The sequence below is a fragment of the Streptomyces sp. PA03-6a genome, assembly GCF_033792765.1.
Classification (GTDB): Bacteria; Actinomycetota; Actinomycetes; order Streptomycetales; family Streptomycetaceae; genus Actinacidiphila.
The window spans coordinates 1-17559 of record NZ_JARAVK010000114.1; the positions used below are offsets into that span (position 1 = coordinate 1).

At 74.0% G+C, this 17559-nt stretch carries 18 protein-coding genes and 1 pseudogene; 6 read left to right on the plus strand and 13 right to left on the minus strand.

Annotated elements, in window-relative coordinates:
* Positions 1-735: protease inhibitor I9 family protein (locus PV350_RS25455; RefSeq protein WP_500336278.1), on the minus strand; the 735-nt coding region annotated here is incomplete at its 3' end.
* Between the two features lie 172 nt (positions 736-907).
* On the opposite strand from PV350_RS25455, the gene PV350_RS25460 reads away from it, so the two are divergent.
* Positions 908-1183: a chaplin gene (locus tag PV350_RS25460; protein ID WP_500336280.1), complete on the plus strand. Its 276-nt coding sequence runs from the start codon at positions 908-910 to the stop codon at positions 1181-1183.
* A gap of 62 nt (positions 1184-1245) precedes the next feature.
* Positions 1246-1539 carry a hypothetical protein gene (locus PV350_RS25465; protein WP_499511750.1) on the plus strand — a complete coding sequence of 98 codons (294 nt, stop codon included), beginning with the start codon at positions 1246-1248 and terminating at the stop codon, positions 1537-1539.
* A gap of 132 nt (positions 1540-1671) precedes the next feature.
* Here the strand turns inward: PV350_RS25465 and PV350_RS25470 are convergent, their stop codons facing one another.
* The 7 genes from PV350_RS25470 to PV350_RS25500 form a co-directional block, all read right to left on the minus strand.
* Positions 1672-1956, minus strand: a complete 285-nt coding sequence (locus PV350_RS25470) for a hypothetical protein (RefSeq protein WP_499511751.1) — start codon at positions 1954-1956, stop codon at positions 1672-1674.
* A 134-nt stretch (positions 1957-2090) separates the two neighbouring features.
* On the minus strand, positions 2091-3344 hold the full coding sequence (locus PV350_RS25475) for a beta-ketoacyl synthase N-terminal-like domain-containing protein (protein ID WP_500336282.1): 1254 nt from the start codon (positions 3342-3344) through the stop codon (positions 2091-2093).
* Positions 3341-4639, minus strand: a complete 1299-nt coding sequence (locus PV350_RS25480) for a beta-ketoacyl-[acyl-carrier-protein] synthase family protein (RefSeq protein ID WP_499511753.1) — start codon at positions 4637-4639, stop codon at positions 3341-3343. The genes PV350_RS25475 and PV350_RS25480 overlap by 4 nt, the downstream gene beginning before the upstream one ends.
* Complete coding sequence (locus PV350_RS25485) at positions 4636-5541, minus strand: cupin domain-containing protein (protein WP_499511754.1); 906 nt, start codon at positions 5539-5541, stop codon at positions 4636-4638. Before PV350_RS25485 ends, PV350_RS25480 begins: the two co-directional genes overlap by 4 nt.
* Positions 5542-5790: 249 nt before the next feature.
* On the minus strand, positions 5791-5991 hold the full coding sequence (locus PV350_RS25490; protein WP_499511755.1) for a hypothetical protein: 201 nt from the start codon (positions 5989-5991) through the stop codon (positions 5791-5793).
* Positions 5992-6034: 43 nt separating this feature from the next.
* The gene (locus PV350_RS25495; RefSeq protein ID WP_499511756.1) at positions 6035-6835 is read right to left on the minus strand and encodes a family 1 encapsulin nanocompartment shell protein; all 801 of its coding nucleotides are present in this window, start codon (positions 6833-6835) and stop codon (positions 6035-6037) included.
* Positions 6832-7833 (minus strand): Dyp-type peroxidase, encoded by a 1002-nt coding sequence (locus PV350_RS25500; protein ID WP_500336284.1) that lies wholly within the window; start codon positions 7831-7833, stop codon positions 6832-6834. Before PV350_RS25500 ends, PV350_RS25495 begins: the two co-directional genes overlap by 4 nt.
* 125 nt (positions 7834-7958) lie before the next feature.
* Here PV350_RS25500 and PV350_RS25505 point away from each other — a divergent pair, with 125 nt between their 5' ends.
* The gene (locus tag PV350_RS25505; RefSeq protein ID WP_499511758.1) at positions 7959-8618 is read left to right on the plus strand and encodes a YoaK family protein; all 660 of its coding nucleotides are present in this window, start codon (positions 7959-7961) and stop codon (positions 8616-8618) included.
* Positions 8619-8636: 18 nt separating this feature from the next.
* On the opposite strand, the gene PV350_RS25510 is transcribed toward PV350_RS25505, so the two are convergent.
* Together PV350_RS25510 and PV350_RS25515 are read right to left on the minus strand one after the other, a co-directional pair.
* Positions 8637-9866: a cytochrome P450 family protein gene (locus PV350_RS25510; protein WP_500336286.1), complete on the minus strand. Its 1230-nt coding sequence runs from the start codon at positions 9864-9866 to the stop codon at positions 8637-8639.
* Between the two features lie 67 nt (positions 9867-9933).
* Entirely contained in the window at positions 9934-10227 is a 294-nt protein-coding gene (locus PV350_RS25515; RefSeq protein ID WP_499511760.1) for a hypothetical protein, read from the minus strand.
* A 590-nt stretch (positions 10228-10817) separates the two neighbouring features.
* Here PV350_RS25515 and PV350_RS25520 point away from each other — a divergent pair.
* Together PV350_RS25520 and PV350_RS25525 are read left to right on the plus strand one after the other, a co-directional pair.
* A pseudogene (locus tag PV350_RS25520) lies at positions 10818-12529 on the plus strand (PHP domain-containing protein).
* Positions 12526-13128, plus strand: coding sequence for a hypothetical protein (locus tag PV350_RS25525; protein ID WP_500336288.1), 603 nt, complete (start codon positions 12526-12528; stop codon positions 13126-13128). The pseudogene PV350_RS25520 and the gene PV350_RS25525 overlap by 4 nt, the downstream one beginning before the upstream one ends.
* A 43-nt stretch (positions 13129-13171) precedes the next feature.
* Here the strand turns inward: PV350_RS25525 and PV350_RS25530 are convergent, their stop codons facing one another.
* From PV350_RS25530 to PV350_RS25540, 3 genes are all read right to left on the minus strand, one after another.
* Complete coding sequence (locus PV350_RS25530) at positions 13172-14083, minus strand: NmrA family NAD(P)-binding protein (RefSeq protein ID WP_500336290.1); 912 nt, start codon at positions 14081-14083, stop codon at positions 13172-13174.
* Positions 14084-14099: 16 nt separating this feature from the next.
* On the minus strand, positions 14100-14480 hold the full coding sequence (locus PV350_RS25535; RefSeq protein ID WP_499511764.1) for a hypothetical protein: 381 nt from the start codon (positions 14478-14480) through the stop codon (positions 14100-14102).
* A gap of 278 nt (positions 14481-14758) precedes the next feature.
* Entirely contained in the window at positions 14759-16072 is a 1314-nt protein-coding gene (locus tag PV350_RS25540; protein WP_500336293.1) for an alginate lyase family protein, read from the minus strand.
* A 227-nt stretch (positions 16073-16299) separates the two neighbouring features.
* On the opposite strand from PV350_RS25540, the gene PV350_RS25545 reads away from it, so the two are divergent.
* On the plus strand, positions 16300-17553 hold the full coding sequence (locus tag PV350_RS25545; RefSeq protein ID WP_500336295.1) for a glycoside hydrolase family 88 protein: 1254 nt from the start codon (positions 16300-16302) through the stop codon (positions 17551-17553).
* Positions 17554-17559: the final 6 nt, after the last annotated feature.

Here is a 17559-nt window from a genome sequence, read left to right on the forward strand (position 1 = left end):
GGTCAGCGGGACCTGGACCGGCTTGGTCCCGGTCACCGGGGAAACGGACTCGCCCGGCGCCGCGGGGTCCGGCGCGGACTGCCCGGGCGCCGACTGCTCGGGCACCGACTGCTCGGGCACCGACTGCCCGGGCCTGGCCGGTTCCGGCTCCGCCTGGTAGGGCACCGTCTGGTCCGGAGCCGACTGCTCCGGACCGGCCGGTTCCGGCATCGCCTGCTCGGGTGACTGCCCAGGCGACTGCTCGGGTGACTGCCCGTCCGGTCCCGCCGGCAGGGGTGCTCCCTCGGCCGGCGCCTGCTGCGGTCCCTCCTGTTGCGGGCCGGGGCCGGGGAAGTCGACGGGACCGGTCGGCTCGCCCGGGACGTCGCCCGGGTAGGGGGGTTCCAGGTCGGTGTCGGCGGGGGCGTCCTCGCCGAGCGGGATGGCGACCACCGCGTCCTGCTCCACCTGGTCGACGCCGGGCGCGGCGCGTACCCGCTGCACCTGGGCCGGTGTGAGCCGGGCGGCGAAGCCGGAAAGCGCGTGCCGGTAGGTGAAGAGCGGCTCCACGCCCAGACCGTCCAGGACGGTCCGCGGCGCGGTGCCGTCGTCCAGGGTCACGACGTACTGGTCCGGGATCGCTCCGGGAGGACCGGGCCGTGGTTCCGCCGCGCTCGGAAGGGGCGCCGTCAGGGCGAGGGCGGGAAGAGCAGTTATCAGGGCGGCGGAGGCGGTCCGTCGCAAGGAAATTCGCATCTGCGGAGCTCCTTGTCCGGTAGCAAATCTGACGACCCCCCAGGTTTCTGGTTATCAGCTGACCATCCTGGACGCCCTGTTCCGGCGGCTGTTCGGGTGATGCTCCGCATCCGCCCCGCCTTGCGCGTCGTTGACCAGACCGCACGTCAGTGACCAAGGAAAGGAAGAGCTCGTGAAGCGTCTCTCGAAGGCCGCAGTGCTGACCGTCGCGGCCGGTGTCGCGGTGATGGGCAGTGCGGGCGGCGCCCTCGCAAGCGACGGCGGCAAGGACCGCCACTACGACCGCGGCGGTGCCTCGGCCGAGGGTGCGGCCATCGGCTCCCCGGGTGTGCTCAGCGGCAACGTCATCCAGATCCCGGTCAACATCCCGGTCAACGTCTGCGGCAACGGCATCAACGTCGGCGCGCTGCTGAACCCCACGGCCGGCAACGCCTGCTTCAACGTCTGACGGCAGCGCCCGCCCCCGGGCGCCCCGCCATCCGTCCGCACCTCATTCTGGAGCTTCGCAACATGCTGAAGAAGGCACTCGCCTGCGCCACTCTCGCGGTGGCCGCCGCGGGCAGCGCCGCGGCCCTCGCGCCGACCGCACAGGCCTCCGACGTCCACGGTGGGAACTACTCGCAGAACGTCAACGTCCTGCCGCACCTCTGCCTGGACGTGAAGCGGGTCTACGCCCTCAACCCTGTCGCGCTCGACGCGCTGACCGAGACCAGCGGCCAGCAGTGCAACGAGAAGTCCAGCGTGGTGGACGGGCACAAGTCGGCGCTGTCCGACCTCGCCGACGTCGGCGCGTACCAGAACTGATTCCGGGCGGGATCCACGGCGGCCGTCCCCGATCCACGGGGGCGGCCGCCGCTCGTGCGTGCCGGCACGCATGGGGGAAGGGCCCGGCCCCACGGAGTTCCGTGGGGCCGGGCCCTCGGTGTGCCCGGTCCCTCAGTTCTGGTAGGCCCCGGCGTCGATCAGGTCGGACAGCGCGGACTTGTGCCCGTCGACGACCTTCGACTTCTCGTTGCACTGCTGGCCGCTGGTCTCGGTCAGCAGGTCGACGGCGAGGGGGTTGAGGGCGTAGATGCGCTTCACGTCCAGGCAGGGGTGCGGGATCAGGTTGACGTTCTGCGAGTAGTTCCCACCCGAGGTGTCGGAGGCCACGGCGGCGGGGACGACGGCGCCGGTGGCCGCGACGGCGAGAGAAGCGCAGGCAAGAGCCTTCTTCAGCATGGGGAGTTTCTCCTCTGGGAGTTCAACGACGTCCTCCGGACGCCGACATCAGGAGCAACGCCCCCCGCCGGGTGGACGTGACGGTCATTGCTCCAGGTTTTCCCTCATTCACTCCCAGGCCGTAGGGCACGCCGCTAATACGAGGAGTCCGCGTCCAACGATCCGAGGACGACGGCGCTGTTGAACCCGCCGGTCCCGCGGGCGAGCACCACGGCCGTCGTCAGCCGTTCCGGCCGTGTCCAGCGGGTGACCAGGCGGACGCCGTACCGCTCGCGGGCGGCCCGCGCGTCGCCGCCGCGGGTCGGCGGGATCACGCCGGTGCGCAGGGCGAGGGCGGCGGTCACGGCGTCCAGCGCGCCGGCGCCGGAGGTCAGCCGGCCGACACCCGCCTTGGGCACCGTCACCGGTACCTCCGCCAGCCGGTCGCCGAAGACCCGCTGCAGCGCCGCCGCCTCGGCCGCGTCCCCGGCCGGGTCGCCGGCGCCGTCGGCGAAGACCACGTCCACGTCCCCGGGAGCGCGTCCGGCCTGCTCGAGCGCCGTGGTGACGGCCCGGGCCAGCTGGAGGCCGTCGGGCGCGGGAGCCGTGTGGTGGTGCGCGTCGTGCGTGGCGGCGTGGCCGAGCAGTTCGGCGTAACCGCGCACCCCGCGCTCGGCGGCGTGCGCCTTCTCCTCCAGGACCATCAGGGCACCGCCCTCGCCGGGGACGAACCCCGAGGCGTACGGGCTGAAGGGCAGGTAGGCCCGTTCGGGGTCGGTGCCGCGGTGCACCGTGGGCAGGGTGGACTGGCAGGCGAGCGCGAAGGGCGACAGCGGCGCCTCGGTGCCGCCGACGATCACGGCCTTGCCGCCGCGCCGCAGCCGCCGCCAGGCGTGCTTGAGCGCGTCCAGGCCGCCCGCGCCGTCCGCGGCGACGACGCCGCAGCCGCCGGTCAGCCCGTGCCGGATGGAGATCTGGGCGGCGCCGGCCGCGTGGAACCAGGCGATGGACTGGTGGGCGCCGGCCTGGCCGGGCTGCCGAGCCCACAGGGCGTGGGTCTCCCGCTGGCCGGACTCGTTGCCGCCGGAGCCGCTGGAGGTGACCACCGACAGGTGGAACGGGGGGTGGTCGGCGGGCCGCAGCGCCGCGTCGGCCAGCGCCATCTCGGCCGCGGCCAGGGCGAACCAGGTCCAGCGGTCGGTCTCCGCGCGCAGGGTGTCGTCGATCCAGCGGGCGGCGTCGAACCCGGTGACCTCCCCGGCGAGCACGACCGGGGAGCGGCTCGCGTCGGGCCTGCCGAGCGGCCGGATGCCGTTGCGCCCGGCGACGGTGGCCCGCCAGTAGGGGCGGGCGCCGACACCGGTGGGGGCGACGACCCCGAGTCCGCTGATGACCGCGCGTGTGGTCATGCCTCCGCCTCCCGTTCAGGGTCCGGCTCCAGGGCCGAGAAGACCATCGCCGACTGGAGACCGCCAAGCCCGCAGGCCACCGACAGTGCGTGCCGCACCCGCCGTTCGCGGGCGAGCACCGGGGTGTAGTCGAGGTCGCACTGCGGGTCGGGCCGCAGGAGGTTGGCGGTCGGCGGGATCACCCCCCGCCGCACGGCGAGGGCGCAGGCGGCCATCTCCAGGGCGCCCGCCGCGCCGAGGCAGTGGCCGATGACGGACTTGACGGAGCTGACCGGGACCTTGCGCGCGTGCTCGCCGAGGGCGCGCTTGTACGCGGCGGTCTCGTAGCGGTCGTTCTGCACCGTGCCGGAGCCGTGCGCGCTGATCCAGTCGAGCTGCTCGGGGACGATGCCGGCCTCCGACATGGCGGAGATGATCGCCTCGCTCAGGTCGTAGCCGTCGGGGCGCAGACCGGTCATGTGGTAGGCGCCGGTGCGGTTGTCCCAGCCGCGCACCTCGCAGTAGACGGACGCACCCCGGGCACGGGCGTGCTCCAGTTCCTCCAGGACGAGCACGGCGCCGCCCTCGCCGAGGACGAAGCCGTCGCGCCGGGCGTCGAAGGGCGCCGGCGTCCGCTCGGGGTCGCCGGCGAAGGCGGTGGTGGCGCGGATCGCGTCGAAGCAGGCCACCGTGACCGGGGAGATGGGCGCCTCGCCCGCGCCCGCCAGCATGACGTCGGCCTCGCCGTCGCTCAGCGTCCGGAAGGCGCAGCCGATCGCGTCGACGCCGGAGGTGCAGCCGGTGGAGACGACGGAGGAAGGGCCGTGCAGACCGTGCCGCAGCGAGAGTTCGGCGGCGGCCGAGGAGGGGTGCATCGCCCGGTGGAGGAAGGGCATGCCGTGGTCCGGGCTGACCTCCCAGTGGCGGCCGCCGTCGCTGGCGACCACGTACTCGTCCTCCAGGGTGACGGTGGCGCCGACGGCGGTGCCGAGGCAGACCCCGATGCGGTCGGTGTCCTCGGCTTGCGTGCGCAGCCCGCTGTCGGCGAGCGCCTCGGCGGCCGCGGCGAGCGCGAACTGGGCGAACCGGCCGTTGCGGCGTATCTCCCGGGGGGTGAGCCCGGCCGCGAGGGGGTCGAAGTCGGCCTCGGCGGCGATCCGCGAGCGGTACCGCGAGGGGTCGAAGCGGGTGATCCGGCGGATCGCCGGCCTGCCCCCGACGATCCGCTCCCAGAACGCCTCCCGCCCGACGCCGCCGGCGGCGACGGCTCCGACGCCCGTCACCACCACCCTGCGCGCGGTACGGCCTGCGGTCACCGGTCGACCAGTTCGCGGCCCGGCGCCGGGCCCTCCGTCGCCGGACCCGTCGCGGTGGCGGCGCGGGCGATGGCGGCGGCCTCCTCGCGGGTCTCGGTGTCGACGTGCCCCAGCTCCGGACGCGGCGCGAGCGGGGCCAGGAAGAACACGGCGCGGGCCACCGCGTCGGAGGTGTTCACCAGCCGGTGGCGGACCCCGCGCGGGACGAGGAGGGCCTCGTTGGCGGCGACGCTGCGCGGGCAGCCGTCGAGGTCCACCCGCACCTCGCCCTCGACGACGACCAGTTGCTCCTGCGAGTACGGGTGGTAGTGCTCGGCGACGGCCTCGCCCGGACCGACGGTGACCATGCCGCAGAACCCGTCCGTCGTGCCGACCGAGGTGGTGGTCAGCAGGGTGCGGATGTCGCCGCCGCGGCGGGTGTCCGCGTGGGTGTCCAGGGTGCCGACGGGACGGATCCGGCGGGATTCCAGCCGGTCCTTGACCAGCTGCATCTGGACGCGGGAGTTGCTGTTGATGCGTTGCCGCATGCCCTCGTCGTCGACGGGCGCGTCCACCTTCATCCGGAAGTCCTGCAGCCAGCGCATGCGGGTGCTCTCCGGGCCGAGTTCCTCGTACTGCCAGTAGATGTTCATGAACTCGAACGGCCCGGTCTCCAGCCGCCGGGCCCGCACGGTACGGGTGGCCGGGTCGGCGGTGCGCTCGGACACCCAGGACCAGACGCGGCCCTTCTCGTCGGGGTGCATGGTCAGGCGGAAGCGGGTGGTGTCGCCCTCCTGGGAGATGATCTCGGCCTCGGCGTACTCGCTGAACAAGGTGGGCCAGCCGGCGACGTCGTTGGTCCGCAGCCACACGTACCGCAGGGGCGCGTCGATGACGATCTCGTTCTCGGTGTGCATCGTCATCGGGTCCGCACCTCCGCCGCGGGATGGCCGGACTGACGTTCCGTCACTGAGGTCATGGGGGCACTACCTCCAACCGAGCGGGCCGAATAATCACACAATCGGTCCCCGCGGTGACGGAACGTGTCACGCCCTCGCGGCCCGCTCCACCCGTACGGGGGCACACTTGGTGAGGGCCCGTCAGCGGCCCATCCGGCGCCGGTCGACGGCGGACGGGGCACGAGGCGGTCCTGCGTCCGGTGCGGCCCGCTCTCACGCGCGGTGGTGGGGCGCCTCCGTGCCGTCCACGTGGGTGCCGGGCACCACGGGGGCGTGGGCCGGCGGGAGGTCCTCGGGGACGGGCTCACGACCGCCGTCGTCCGCGCCCGCCGAGGCGGCGTGGCGGGCGGGCCCGCCGGTCCTGACCTCGGAACGGTGCGGCCAGAGCGATGTCTTCCTGTGTTTTCCGGTCATAACGGGCGAATACCCGTACCGGGCGCCCGTCACCCGTCACCCGTCACGCGGCCGTGAGCGCGACCGCCGCCTCCGCCGTGTGCACCAGGAAGGTGAGGGTCTCCTGGAAGTACAGCCGCACGCTCGTGTCGTCGTGCGACAGGTAGCCGATGGACACGTCCTGGCCGATGCGCAGCTCGAAGTCGCCGCCGCGGGTGGAGAGCAGGAAGGCCCCGTCGATGGCGGGCGCCCACACGATCTCCCCGTCCAGGAGCCGGGCCAGGTGGGCGTGGATCGGGTAGCCGTAGTGGGAGGTCTCGTTGACGGCGGTGTACGCGTCGGCGCTCAGCGCGAGCGTGTACGGGCCGCCGACGCCCGCGAGGCGGAGCGCCGAGATGGCCTGGCTGACGGCGTTGGGGTAGTCGCGCACGTCCGCGGGGAGGCTCAGCGGCGGGTTCGAGGCGCTCGCGCGGATGCCGGTGATGCCGGCCGCCGCGTACCCCTCGAAGACCGCCCGGTCCTCGGTGAACGCGATGCGCCGGGCGGCGTCCTTCACGGGCTGCCAGTCCGCGTCCTGGGCACCGCGCTCGACGATGTCGACCTCGCTGCGGTCGACCGTGAAGGGCACGCGCAGCTCGACGACCGGCTGCGCGCGGCGCACCCGGGCGAGGACGTCCCCGTGGGGCGCCTCGACCGGGTCGAGGTGGCCGGTGTTCACCCCGGCGAACTCGGGGCCGGCGGCCTCGGGCACGTCGACGATGCGGCGGGCGGCGACATGGCGCTTGAAGGTGCGCCGCGCCTCCTCCTCCAGGTCGTCCCAGGCGGCTTCGGAGATCGGGGCGAGTTCCCGGTGCAGGTTGTTCATGATGTGACGGTCTTCCTCAGGTCGCCGATCCCCAGCGACTTCGCGGCCGGGGCGGCCGCGACGGCGGGGGGATCGGGAAGGTCGTCCAGGAAGTCGGCGGAGGGCACGAAGAACAGCGTGCCGGTCACGGCCCGGGAGAAGTCCAGGATCCGGTCGTGGCTCGCCTGCCCGTCGCCGAGGAACATGTTGCGCAGCATCCGCTCGGTGACCTCGGGGGTCCGCGCGTAGCCGATGAAGTACGTCCCGAACTCGGCGGTGCCCACCCGGCCGAAGGGCATGTTGTCGCGGAGGATCTGCCGTTCGGTGCCGTCCGGTTCGACGATCGTGGTCAAGGCGACGTGGGAGTCGGCGGGCTTGACGTCGTCGTCCATCTCGACGTTGCCCAGCTTGCTGCGGCCGATCACCCGCTCCTGCGCCTCCACGGGCAGGGCGTTCCAGGCGTCGAGGTCGTGGACGTACTTCTGCACGATCACGTAGCTGCCGCAACGGAAGTCCGGGTCCTCGTCGCCCACCAGGACCGCCTCGGTCGCCTCGGGGCCCACCGGGTTCTCCGTGCCGTCCACGAACCCCAGCAGGTCGCGGACGTCGAGGTACTTGAAGCCGTGCACCTCGTCACGGACCGTGACATGGCCGCGCAGCCGGTCCATGACCAGCTGGGCCAGGGTGAAGCACAGGTCCAGCCGGCCGGCCCGGATGTGGAAGAGCAGGTCGCCCGGGGTGGCGGGCGCCTGGTGGCGGGGCCCGGTCAGCTCGGTGAAGGGGTGCAGTCCGGCGGGGCGCGGCCCGCCGAAGAGGCGGCCCCACACGTTCGACCCCACCCCGGCGACACAGCTCAGCCGCCCGTCCGGGGTGCCGAAGCCGACCGAGCGCTGCAGCCCGGACAGGTCCTCCAGCAGATCACGGACGGCGGTCTCCCCGCCGGGGTCGACCGTCACGACCAGGAAGATCGCGGACGTGGTGAGAGGGCTGAGCACCGGCTGCGGCAGCGGTTCCGCCATCACCACGCTCCTTCGGTTCGGGGGCGCGCCCGGGTCGGGGCGGACACGGACAAGTCTGCTCCGGGGCCCGGCCCGGTGCATCCTGACCAGGAGCGGCGGCGAACCCCTGCGGAAGGCGGCTGGACATGAGCGGTGGCCCGGAAGCGGACCGGCAGCGCCTGCTGACCGTGCTGCTGCTCGTCCTCACCGTGCTCAGCGGGCTGGTCGACGCCGTGAGCATCCTCAGCCTGGGCCATGTCTTCGTGGCGAACATGACGGGCAACCTGGTCTTCGTCAGCCTCGGCCTGGCCGGGGCGCCCCAGTTCTCGGTCGTCACCTCGCTGGTGGCCCTCGGCGGCTTCGCCGTGGGCATCCTCTTCTGCCGGGCGGCACTGGCCCGGCCGGCCCGCCCGATCGCGCTGGTGAGCGCGGCCGCGGTCTGCGAGACCGCGCTGCTGGCCTCGGCCACGGCACTGCACGCGCTGGACGGGCCGCGGCGCGTGCTGGTGGTGGTCTGCGCGGTGGCGATGGGCATCCAGAACGCGATGGCCGGACGCGTCGGCGTCGCGGGCCTGACCACGACCGTGATGACCCGCACCCTGGTCGGGCTGCTCAGCGGCACCGGTGCCACGGCGCACGACCGGCGGATGGCCGTACGCCAGGCACTGAGCGTCGCCGCCCTGGTGGCCGGCGCCCTGGCCGGGGGCCTCCTGGTGCTCCTGGTGGCACCGCCCGCCGCCCTGGGCGCGGCCACCGGGTGCGCGCTGGCGGTGGCCGTGGCGGCGACCGTCGCCGCCCGCCGGTGACCCCTCCCGTACCGCCGGTCAGAAACGGACCGGGAGGGCCACCAGGCTGCGGGTGCGCATCGACGGGCGCCACCGCAGCTGCGCGGGGTCCGCGTCCAGGGCGAGCCCCGGGAAGCGGGCCAGCAGCTCGGTGAGCGCGATCCCGGTCTCCAGCCGGGCCAGCGGAGCACCGAGGCAGTAGTGGATGCCGTGCCCGAGGCCGAGGTGCGCGGTGTCGGCGCGGCCGAGGTCGAGCCGGTCGGGCTCGGGGAAGCGCGCGGGGTCGCGGTTGGCCGCGGCCAGGGACAGCAGCACCGTCTCGCCGGCCGGGACCGTCACGCCGCCGATGGTGACGTCCTCCAGCGGGAAGCGCCGGATGGCCAGCGGCGCCGGCCCGTCCCAGCGGGTCAGCTCCTCGACCGCCGCCGCGGCCCCGCCCGGCTCGGCCCGCAGGGCGGCCAGTTGCCCGGGGTGCGTCAGCAGCGCCAGGACGGCGTTGCCGATGAGCTGCACGGTGTTCTCGTACCCGGCGAACAGGACGAGGAAGGTCAGCGACATCAGCTCGTCCTCGCTGAGCCGGTCGCCGTCGTCGCGGGCCGCGATCATCGCGGAGAGCAGGTCGTCCTCGGGGTGGGCGCGCTTGCGCGCGATGAGCTGCCCGAAGTACGCGAGCATGGCGGCGACCGCCTCCTTCGCCGCCGAGGGCCGCGACGGGTCCGGGGCGACCAGGGCGTCCGTCCAGCCCCGGAAGTCGCGGCGGTCGCCGGGGGCGACGCCGAGCAGGTCGCAGATCACGCGGATCGGCAGTGGCGCGGCATAGGCGGCGATCAGGTCGGCGCGGCCGTCGGGGGCCACGGCGTCCAGGAGTTCGGCGGCCGTACGCCGGACCGGCTCGCGCAGGTCCGCGACGCGGCGCGGGGTGAAGGCCTGCGACACCAGGCGCCGGATGCGGGTGTGGTCCGGCGGGTCCATGTTCAGCAGGTTGGCGTCGAGGGCGGGCGGCAGCGCGAACCCCGAGTAGTTGCCGGGCAGGGCGTTGCGCTTGTCCAGGGACAGCAGCGGGTCGCCGAGCGCCTGGCGCACGTCCTCGTACCGGGTGACCACCCAGGCGGGACGCCCGTCGGTGCCGGTGACGCGGTGGACGGGACCGGCCTCGCGGAGCCTGCCGTACGCCCCGTAGGGGTCGGCGATCAGCTCGGCGGGGTCAACGGGAACCTGCCCGGGCGGTGTTGCGTCCGGAGCGGCGTTCGGCGGGGTCGAGGAGGCCATGCCCCCACCCTAAGAGCCGGATCGTGGCGCTCCGGCCCCGCGCCCTCGGGCGGCCGCCTCGGGGGCCCTAACCGAGCGCCGCCGAGAGGAGGGCGGCTGCGACGAGGTAGGCGGTCGCGGCCGCGAGGACGACGCCCGCCATGGCGAGCGCCTTCACCGCGGGGGCCAGCCCGGTGCGGGCGATCTTCAGGTTGATCATGGTGCCCAGTCCGCCGGCGAGTCCGCCGAGGAGCCCGCCGACGATGATCAGCACCAGCGGAAGGACCGAACCCACGACCTGCCACGGGGGAAGTCCCCGGAACCGGGCCCATCTGTCGGGCTTCCCGGCGGAATCGGGCAGGAGATCGGGCAGCTGGGCCATGCGGACTTCCTTGATCACATCGAAAGGGGGGAACGCAAGGGTGACACATGTGCCGGGCGGGCGAAGGAACGCCCGGTGAACGGGGCAGCGACAGCCGGTGCCCGCGGGCGGAACGGGCACGGAGCCGCCACGGGCCGGGGAGGACGTCCGCCGTCCCGCCGCGCGGCACGGTCGCGTTCGCGGGGCCCTCGCGGGCCGGCGGGTGTGCCGTGAGCCGGACCCGGCCCGACCGCCTCGCCAGGCTCCGCGTGGCCGTCGGCGCCGCCCGGTTCGTGCGCGCCGCGGCGGCGACACCCGGTGCGGCGCACGCCGGCCCAGTACCGCGCGACCGCACGGACACCGCAACCCCGCGCCACCGGCCCGCACACCCGACTCCCCTCCAGGGGACGGCTCCACGACGCCCCGGCCGGCAACCGCCTCCGCACCGCGGTGGAGTGATCACCTCCGTTCCCCGTGTCCCAGCCCACATGTCGCGTCCCGGTGGTGTCCACCCACGTGGCCCGGGGAGTTCATCCGGCATCCGCAGGCTCTCCTGACGCACGCCCCAGTCAGCGCGGACCGGCGCCCTCGCGGAGGGCAAGGAGCGGATCATGGGCCACGGCCACCAGCACGGGCACGACCACAGCCACGCGCACCACCACCACGGCGACGGCACGGAGTCCCTGCCGCCGGCGCTCGACCTCTCGGTCCCGGACGAGGAACTGACCCCGGGCCAGCTCTCCCGGCGCTCCATGCTGCGCCGCACCGGACTGCTCGGCGCCGGGCTGGCCGCGGGCAGCGTGCTCGCCGGTGCCGGCCAGGCCGCCGCCCACGGCTCCTCCCCGCAGGGGCACCAGGGGCACGGCGCGACGCGCCCCGGTGGCTACCTGTGGCTGGCCGGCGACCACCACATCCACACCCAGTTCAGCTCCGACGCCAAGTACCGCGTCATCGACCACGTCCGCCACGCCAACGCCAACGGCCTGGACTGGATGGTCATCACCGACCACGGCAGCGAGCAGCACGCCAAGATCGGCGTGGAGAAGGTCAACCCGCAGATCGTCGCGGCCCGCGGGGAGATCTCCGACACCCTGGTCTTCCAGGGCCTGGAGTGGAACATCCCCGCCGCCGAGCACGGCACGGTCTTCGTCCACCCCGGCCGCAACGAGGTCGCCGTGCTGAAGGAGTTCGAGAACTCCTTCGACGGCTCGGTCAAGGGCGCCACCGCGCCCACCCCCGCCAACGAGGCGCTGGCCGTCGCGGGTCTGGACTTCCTCGCCGACGCCGTCCGCGGTAAGAAGGTCCAGGACGCGCTGTTCCTGGCCAACCACCCGGCGCGCAAGGGCCTGGACTCCCCGCACGAGATCCGCGCCTGGCGCGACGCCCAGCCCACCATCGCGGTCGGCATGGAGGGCGCGCCCGGCCACCAGGCCGCCGGCCTGCCCGCACCGCAGGGCCCCGGTTCCGGCCGCGGCTTCTACGACAGCAGCCCGAGCGCCCAGTCCTGGCCCGGCTACCCGCTGGAGAGCTACCGCACCTGGGGCGGCTTCGACTGGATGACCGCCACCGTCGGCGGCCTGTGGGACAGCCTCCTCGCCGAGGGCAAGCCCTGGTGGATCACCGCCAACTCCGACGCGCACAACGTGTACGCCGACACCGCCGTCCGCGGCGGCGGCGACTTCGCCACCCAGGGCCACTACGACGACCCGGTCTACGGCGGCGGACTCAGCCTGACCGACGGCGACTTCTGGCCGGGCCAGTACAGCCGCACCCACGTCGGGGCCGCCGGCTTCTCGTACCGGGCGGTCATGGACGGCATCCGCGAGGGCCGCGTCTGGGTCGACCACGGCGGGCTGATCAGCGGGGTCGACGCACGGCTGCGCTCCGGCGGGCACGAGCAGACGCTCGGCGGCATGCTGCGGGTCCGCCGCGGCGACAAGGTCGACCTCGTCGTCGACATCGACCTGGCGAACGGCCCCAACTGGGCCCAGTTCGTACCGGAGCTGGCCCGGGTGGACGTCATCCGCGGCGCGGTCACCGGCCGGGTCTCCGACAAGGACACCTTCGCCACCCCGGACACCAGGGTCGTGAAGTCCTTCGAGGTGGGCCGGTCGACGGGGTCGGTGCGGCTCACGTACTCCCTGGGCCGCGTCGACAAGCGGTCTACGTCCGGCTGCGCGGCACGGACGGCAACCGCGGCGCCGTCGGCATCAACGGCGCCGCCGTGGACCCGGCCGGCCCGGCGATCGACGTCCTCGGCGACGCCGACCCCTGGAAGGACCTGTGGTTCTACACCAACCCGATCTGGGTGCTGCCCTCGTGACGACGGCCCCCACGGTCCTCGGCGTGGACGCCGGTTCCCCCGGCCTGCGGGAGGCCGACCACCTGGTCCACCACCTGGTGGACCGGCTCGGCCTCCCCGCGGGCACTCTCGCGTGCACGCACCTGGTCCGCGGCGGCGATCCGCACACGGCGGTCTCCCTGACGCTGCCGGACCCCGCCGCCGCGCAGACGGCGTGGCTCTCGCTCACGGAGACCAAGGGGACCGGCGCCCCGCTGGGCGTCTTCCTAGCCGGCCGCGGCTGCCACGGCCCGGCCCCGCTGGCCGAGGCGGCGGCCGGTGCCGCCGCCGAGGCCGCGGCGCTCAACGGCGGCCGGGCCGTGGTCTACCCGGGCGTCGGCGGCCTCACCGGTACGGTCACCGTGGCCGACCTGCTGGCCCGCACCGCGATCACGCGGCTCGTCGTGCTCGGCTCCCCCGCGGACGAGCGGCCCGCGCCGGACGCCGAGGTCCTCACCGGCGACCACGTCCGCCCCGAGTGGCGGGCCGGAGAACTGGTCCTGCCGCTGGTCCCCGCGGTGGGCGGGCGTCTGGCCCCGTTCGAGGTGGCGAACCCGACGCCCTGTTGCGCGGACCACTGACGGACCGCTGACGGACCACCGGCGACGCGGTCCGCCGGGGGCGTCAGCCGAACACCTCCGGGTGCTCCTCGACCAACTCGCGTATGCCGGAGGCCGGTCTGCCCAGGATCTCCCTGACGTCGTCGGTCGCGCGGTCGTACCGGTTCGCCGCGTGGAGGCGGGCCATGGTGGCGATGTGCTGCCGTACGTGCTCGGGGAGCCCCAGGGCGTCCAGTTCCCCGGCCCACTCCTCGTACGGCACGTCGACGTAGTCGACCTTCCGCCCCAGCACCTCGGTGAACTCGGCAGCGATCGCCGTCATGTCCCGGGACTCGGCCCCGGTCAGCTCGTGGATCCGGCCGACGTGCGAGGCCGGTTCGGCCAGCACCGCCGTGACCACCTCGGCGACGTCCCGGGCCGCGACGGGCGAGGTCCGCGCGTCGCCGAAGGGCAGGCGGATCGTTCCGTCCCGGGCGACCGAGCGGAAACCGAGGCCGAGGAAGAGCGGGTTCTCCATGAAGACCGTCGGCCGGATGTGGCAGACCGGCACCCCCGACCAGTCCATGACCTGCTCCGCCAGCCACTGCTGCCACTGCTGCTTCGACTCCGACGTGCTGGTGAGGTTCATCTGGGACACCGTCATCTGCGACATGTTGACCAGCACGTCGAGCCCGCCGTGCGCGCGGGCCACGGCCGCCGTCGTCGCGGCGGCCTGCAGGTACTGCGCCGACACGCCCATCCCGAAGTACATCCGGCCGCAGCCCTCGGCGGCCCGCGCGACGTCCGCGGTCCTGGTCAGGTCGCCGACGAACACCTCCGCCCCGGTGTCGCGCAGTTGAACCGCCCGCTCGTCCTCGCGGTGGACGAAGGCGCGGACGGGGAAGCCGCGTTCCCTCAGCAATTCGACGGTCCTGTGCCCGACCGCTCCCACGCTCCCGGCGGCGCCGGTCACGAGGATCATCGGGCTGTCCGGCATCGTCCCGGCCCTTCCGTCAGGACGGCGACATCACGCAGGACTCCGGTGCGCCGCCCGCCTCCAGGCAGGAGACGACCGGCTCCAGCGCCGCCGCCAACTGGTCCTGCGTCATGCCCGGGTGCGCCTCCAGCCACTGCGTGGCGAGGGCGGCGAAGGCCTGCACATGGGGATCGGCGGCGATGTCCGGATGGGCCTGCAGGAAGGACTGCAGCGCCTCCTGGACGTCCTCCGCGGTCCACCCCGAGTCGCCCGGCAGGCAGTGCGACACGGAACCGTCCTGTCCGCTCCCGGCGTGGCAGCCGTCGTCGGCGACCGCCGTACCGGTGCCGCCGAGGACCAGGGCCCCCGTCGCGAGCGCGGCGATCGTTCCTGCGGCGAGCTTCTTCGCGAGAGCCATGGACTCCACCTCGGATCGGGTGGTCGGATCGGTTGGTCGGATCGGTTGGTCGGATCGGTTGGATCGGTCGGTGCCGGTTCGGTGCCGGCGCTCCCGAGGCACCGGGCACACGACGGTGCCTGCGAGGGAGCGCGGATCACCGGCCCCCTGGGGAGGGGCGGGATGGCCGGGGCCCGTTGCACCCGGATCGCGGTGCCGGGCCGTCATCGACAGGTCCAGCACATCACAGTCACCCGGATGGCGCATCCGGAGGGAACCGGGGCCCCGGCCGTCCCCGTTCAGCCCGTGATGCCGTCCAGTTGTTCCGGTGCGGGCCGCAGCGCCCACAGGTCGCCGCCCGGGGGCGTCTCCAGGTCCGCGAGCGCGGCGCGCGCCCGCCGGTCGCCGTGGTCGGCGGCGGCGTGGACGAGGTCGGAGGCGGCGTAGGCGTGGAAGTCCAGCTCAGGGTGGGGCCATGGCCCGGCACCGGTGGCGGCCGGCAGCAGGAAGTCGACGGCCCTCCGCAATGACGCGCCGCCCGGGCCCGTGTGGTGCCACAGGTCGACGCCCACGTGGTCGCCCACGGCGGCGAGCCGGGTGAAGGCCACCAGGTTGAAGGTGGAGTAGTGCCAGCTGCGGGTGCGCGCCAGCTCCTGCGGCTGGCTGCCGTCGGCGCTGATCTGAGGGTCGATCAGCCCGGCCCGCGCGGCGGTGACGGTCTGCCGGGCGAGCGCGGTGCGGCCGGTGGCGGCGGCGAGCGCGGCGACCTGCATGTGGTGGAAGGTGCCGTGGTTGTTGGCGGCGGCGCCCTCCTGCCTGCCGAAGTCGCTGTCCACCAGCCAGTCCAGGAACCCGTTCTCCCAGGTCCGCATGCCGTCACGGTCCCGCGCCGACCAGCCGGGGGCGCCCAGATCGAGGACGGCGGTGGCGTCGAGGAGGCTGGTGAAGCCCTGGGAGAAGTCGATGATGCCGATGGCACGCCCGTCGTAACGGCACGGGATGGCCTGCGCGTTGCCCAGGTTCGGGTTCATCCGAGTCGCCGGGTCGACGAACCAGGTGCGCAGGATGCGGGCGGCGTGCTCGGCGTAGGCGCGCCTTCCGGTGTAGTACCAGGCGAGGGAGAGTTCGTAGGCCGACTCGAATACCTTGCCCCGCTCGTCGTGGTCGGTGAGCCCGTCGACCTCGGGGTTGCGCTCCCCGTCGCGCTGCACGTACGGGCAGCCCTGGGGGTTGTCCGGGGTCCTGGGCGAGCCGGGCCACCAGTAGGGGGCCTGGCTGAAGTAGTCGTGCGGGTCACCGCTGGGCGGGACGCGGTCCTTGTCCACGACCGTCCAGGGGCCCTGCCCCAGCCAGGCGTCGGCCTGGACGACGAGGTCCCGCAGGGCGCGGCGGGACCGCGGATCGCCGGCGCGCAGCCGGGCCTTCGCCCGTACCAGGTCCTTCCCGTCGAGGACGACCGTCCGCGGTGCCGTGGTGGGCCCGCCGGCCGGGACGTGGCGCCCGTCCGGCCGGGCCGCGGCCGGGGCGGCGGAGGCCAGCGGGACGAGGAGGGCCGCGAGGACGGCGACGACGCCTGCGCGGCGGCGCCGGGAGTGGCCCCAAGGGGTGTGCATGTCTCTTCTCCCTCTGTCTTCATATATGAACGACACACAACTCCACGAACGCGCCACCGGAACCTAGGTCGGCTTCGACGGGCCGTCAAGAGCGCCCCTCCAGCCACCGTCGACGATTATTTGTTCACGTACAGGAACTCACGCCATGTAGGTGTACATCACTGTCATAGGCATGCCACTCTGACGCTGGCCTCCTCGCGAACCCCCACTCCGAATGGCAGGCACCCATGGGCATCTCCCGGCGCCATCTGCTGACCACCGCCGCCGGCGCCGCCGCGGCGACCACCGCGCTCGCTCCCCCGGCACAGGCCGCACCCCCCGCACACACCGCGCACACCGCGTACGCCGACGACCCGGCCGCGACCACCCGCACGCTGCGGGAGGCGGCGGACTACGCGGTGGCGAAGCTGCGCGCGGTGGCACCCGGGGTGACCTCGTTCCCGGTCATCACGAAGTTCGAGAAGTGGACCTACTCCGCGGGCGGCGACTGGGTCGGCGGGTTCTGGCCCGGCACGCTGTGGATGGCGTGGCTGCACAGCGGCGACGCGCAGTTCCGCTCCCTGGCCCTCGCCGCCGCGGAACGGCTGGCGCCCCGGCGCACCGACACCGGCACGCACGACCTCGGTTTCCTCTTCTCCCCGTCCTGGGTGACCGCCTGGCGCCTGACCGGCGACCCCAAGTGGCGCGACGGCGCCCTGCAGGCGGCGTCCTCCCTGATCAAGCGGTACAACACGGCAGGCCGCTTCATCCGGGCCTGGGGCGCGCTCGGCAGCGCCGACAACGCGGGCCGGGTGATCATGGACACGATGATGAACCTCGACCTCCTGGCCTTCGCCGGCCGGCAGACCGGGGACCCGGCCTACCTCGACATCGCCGTCGCGCACGCGCGGACCACCCAGCGCCACTTCCTGCGGCCCGACGGCTCCACCCCGCACGTCTTCGACTTCGACCCGGCCACCGGCGCCCCCGTCGGGCCCAACACCGTGCAGGGCTACAGCCCCGCCTCCTGCTGGTCCCGCGGCCAGGCCTGGGGCGTCTACGGCTTCACCACGATGTTCCGCCGCACCGGCCATCCGGAGTTCCTCGCCACCGCCCGCAGGCTCGCGGAGTTCGCGCTCGGCGCGCTGACGCCCGATCACGTGCCCGTCTGGGACTACCTCGCCCCGCAGCAGCCGAACGACGTCAAGGACGCCTCGGCCGGCGCGGTCATGGCCTGCGGCCTGCTCGACCTCGCCGCGGCCACCGGCACGGCCCGCTACCGCGAGAGCGCCCTGCAGCTGCTCCTCGCCCTGTCCCGCACCTGCCTGACCACCCGCTCCACCCGCGCCCAGGCCGTCGTCGCCCGCTGCACCCGCAACCGCCCCGCCGAGGACGGCGTCGAGGTCTCCGTCCCCTACGCCGACTACTACCTCCTGGAGGGCATCCTCCGCGTGCTGCGCCCCGAGGACGCCGACCGGGCGATCGACCTGTCCACGGTGTGACGCTCC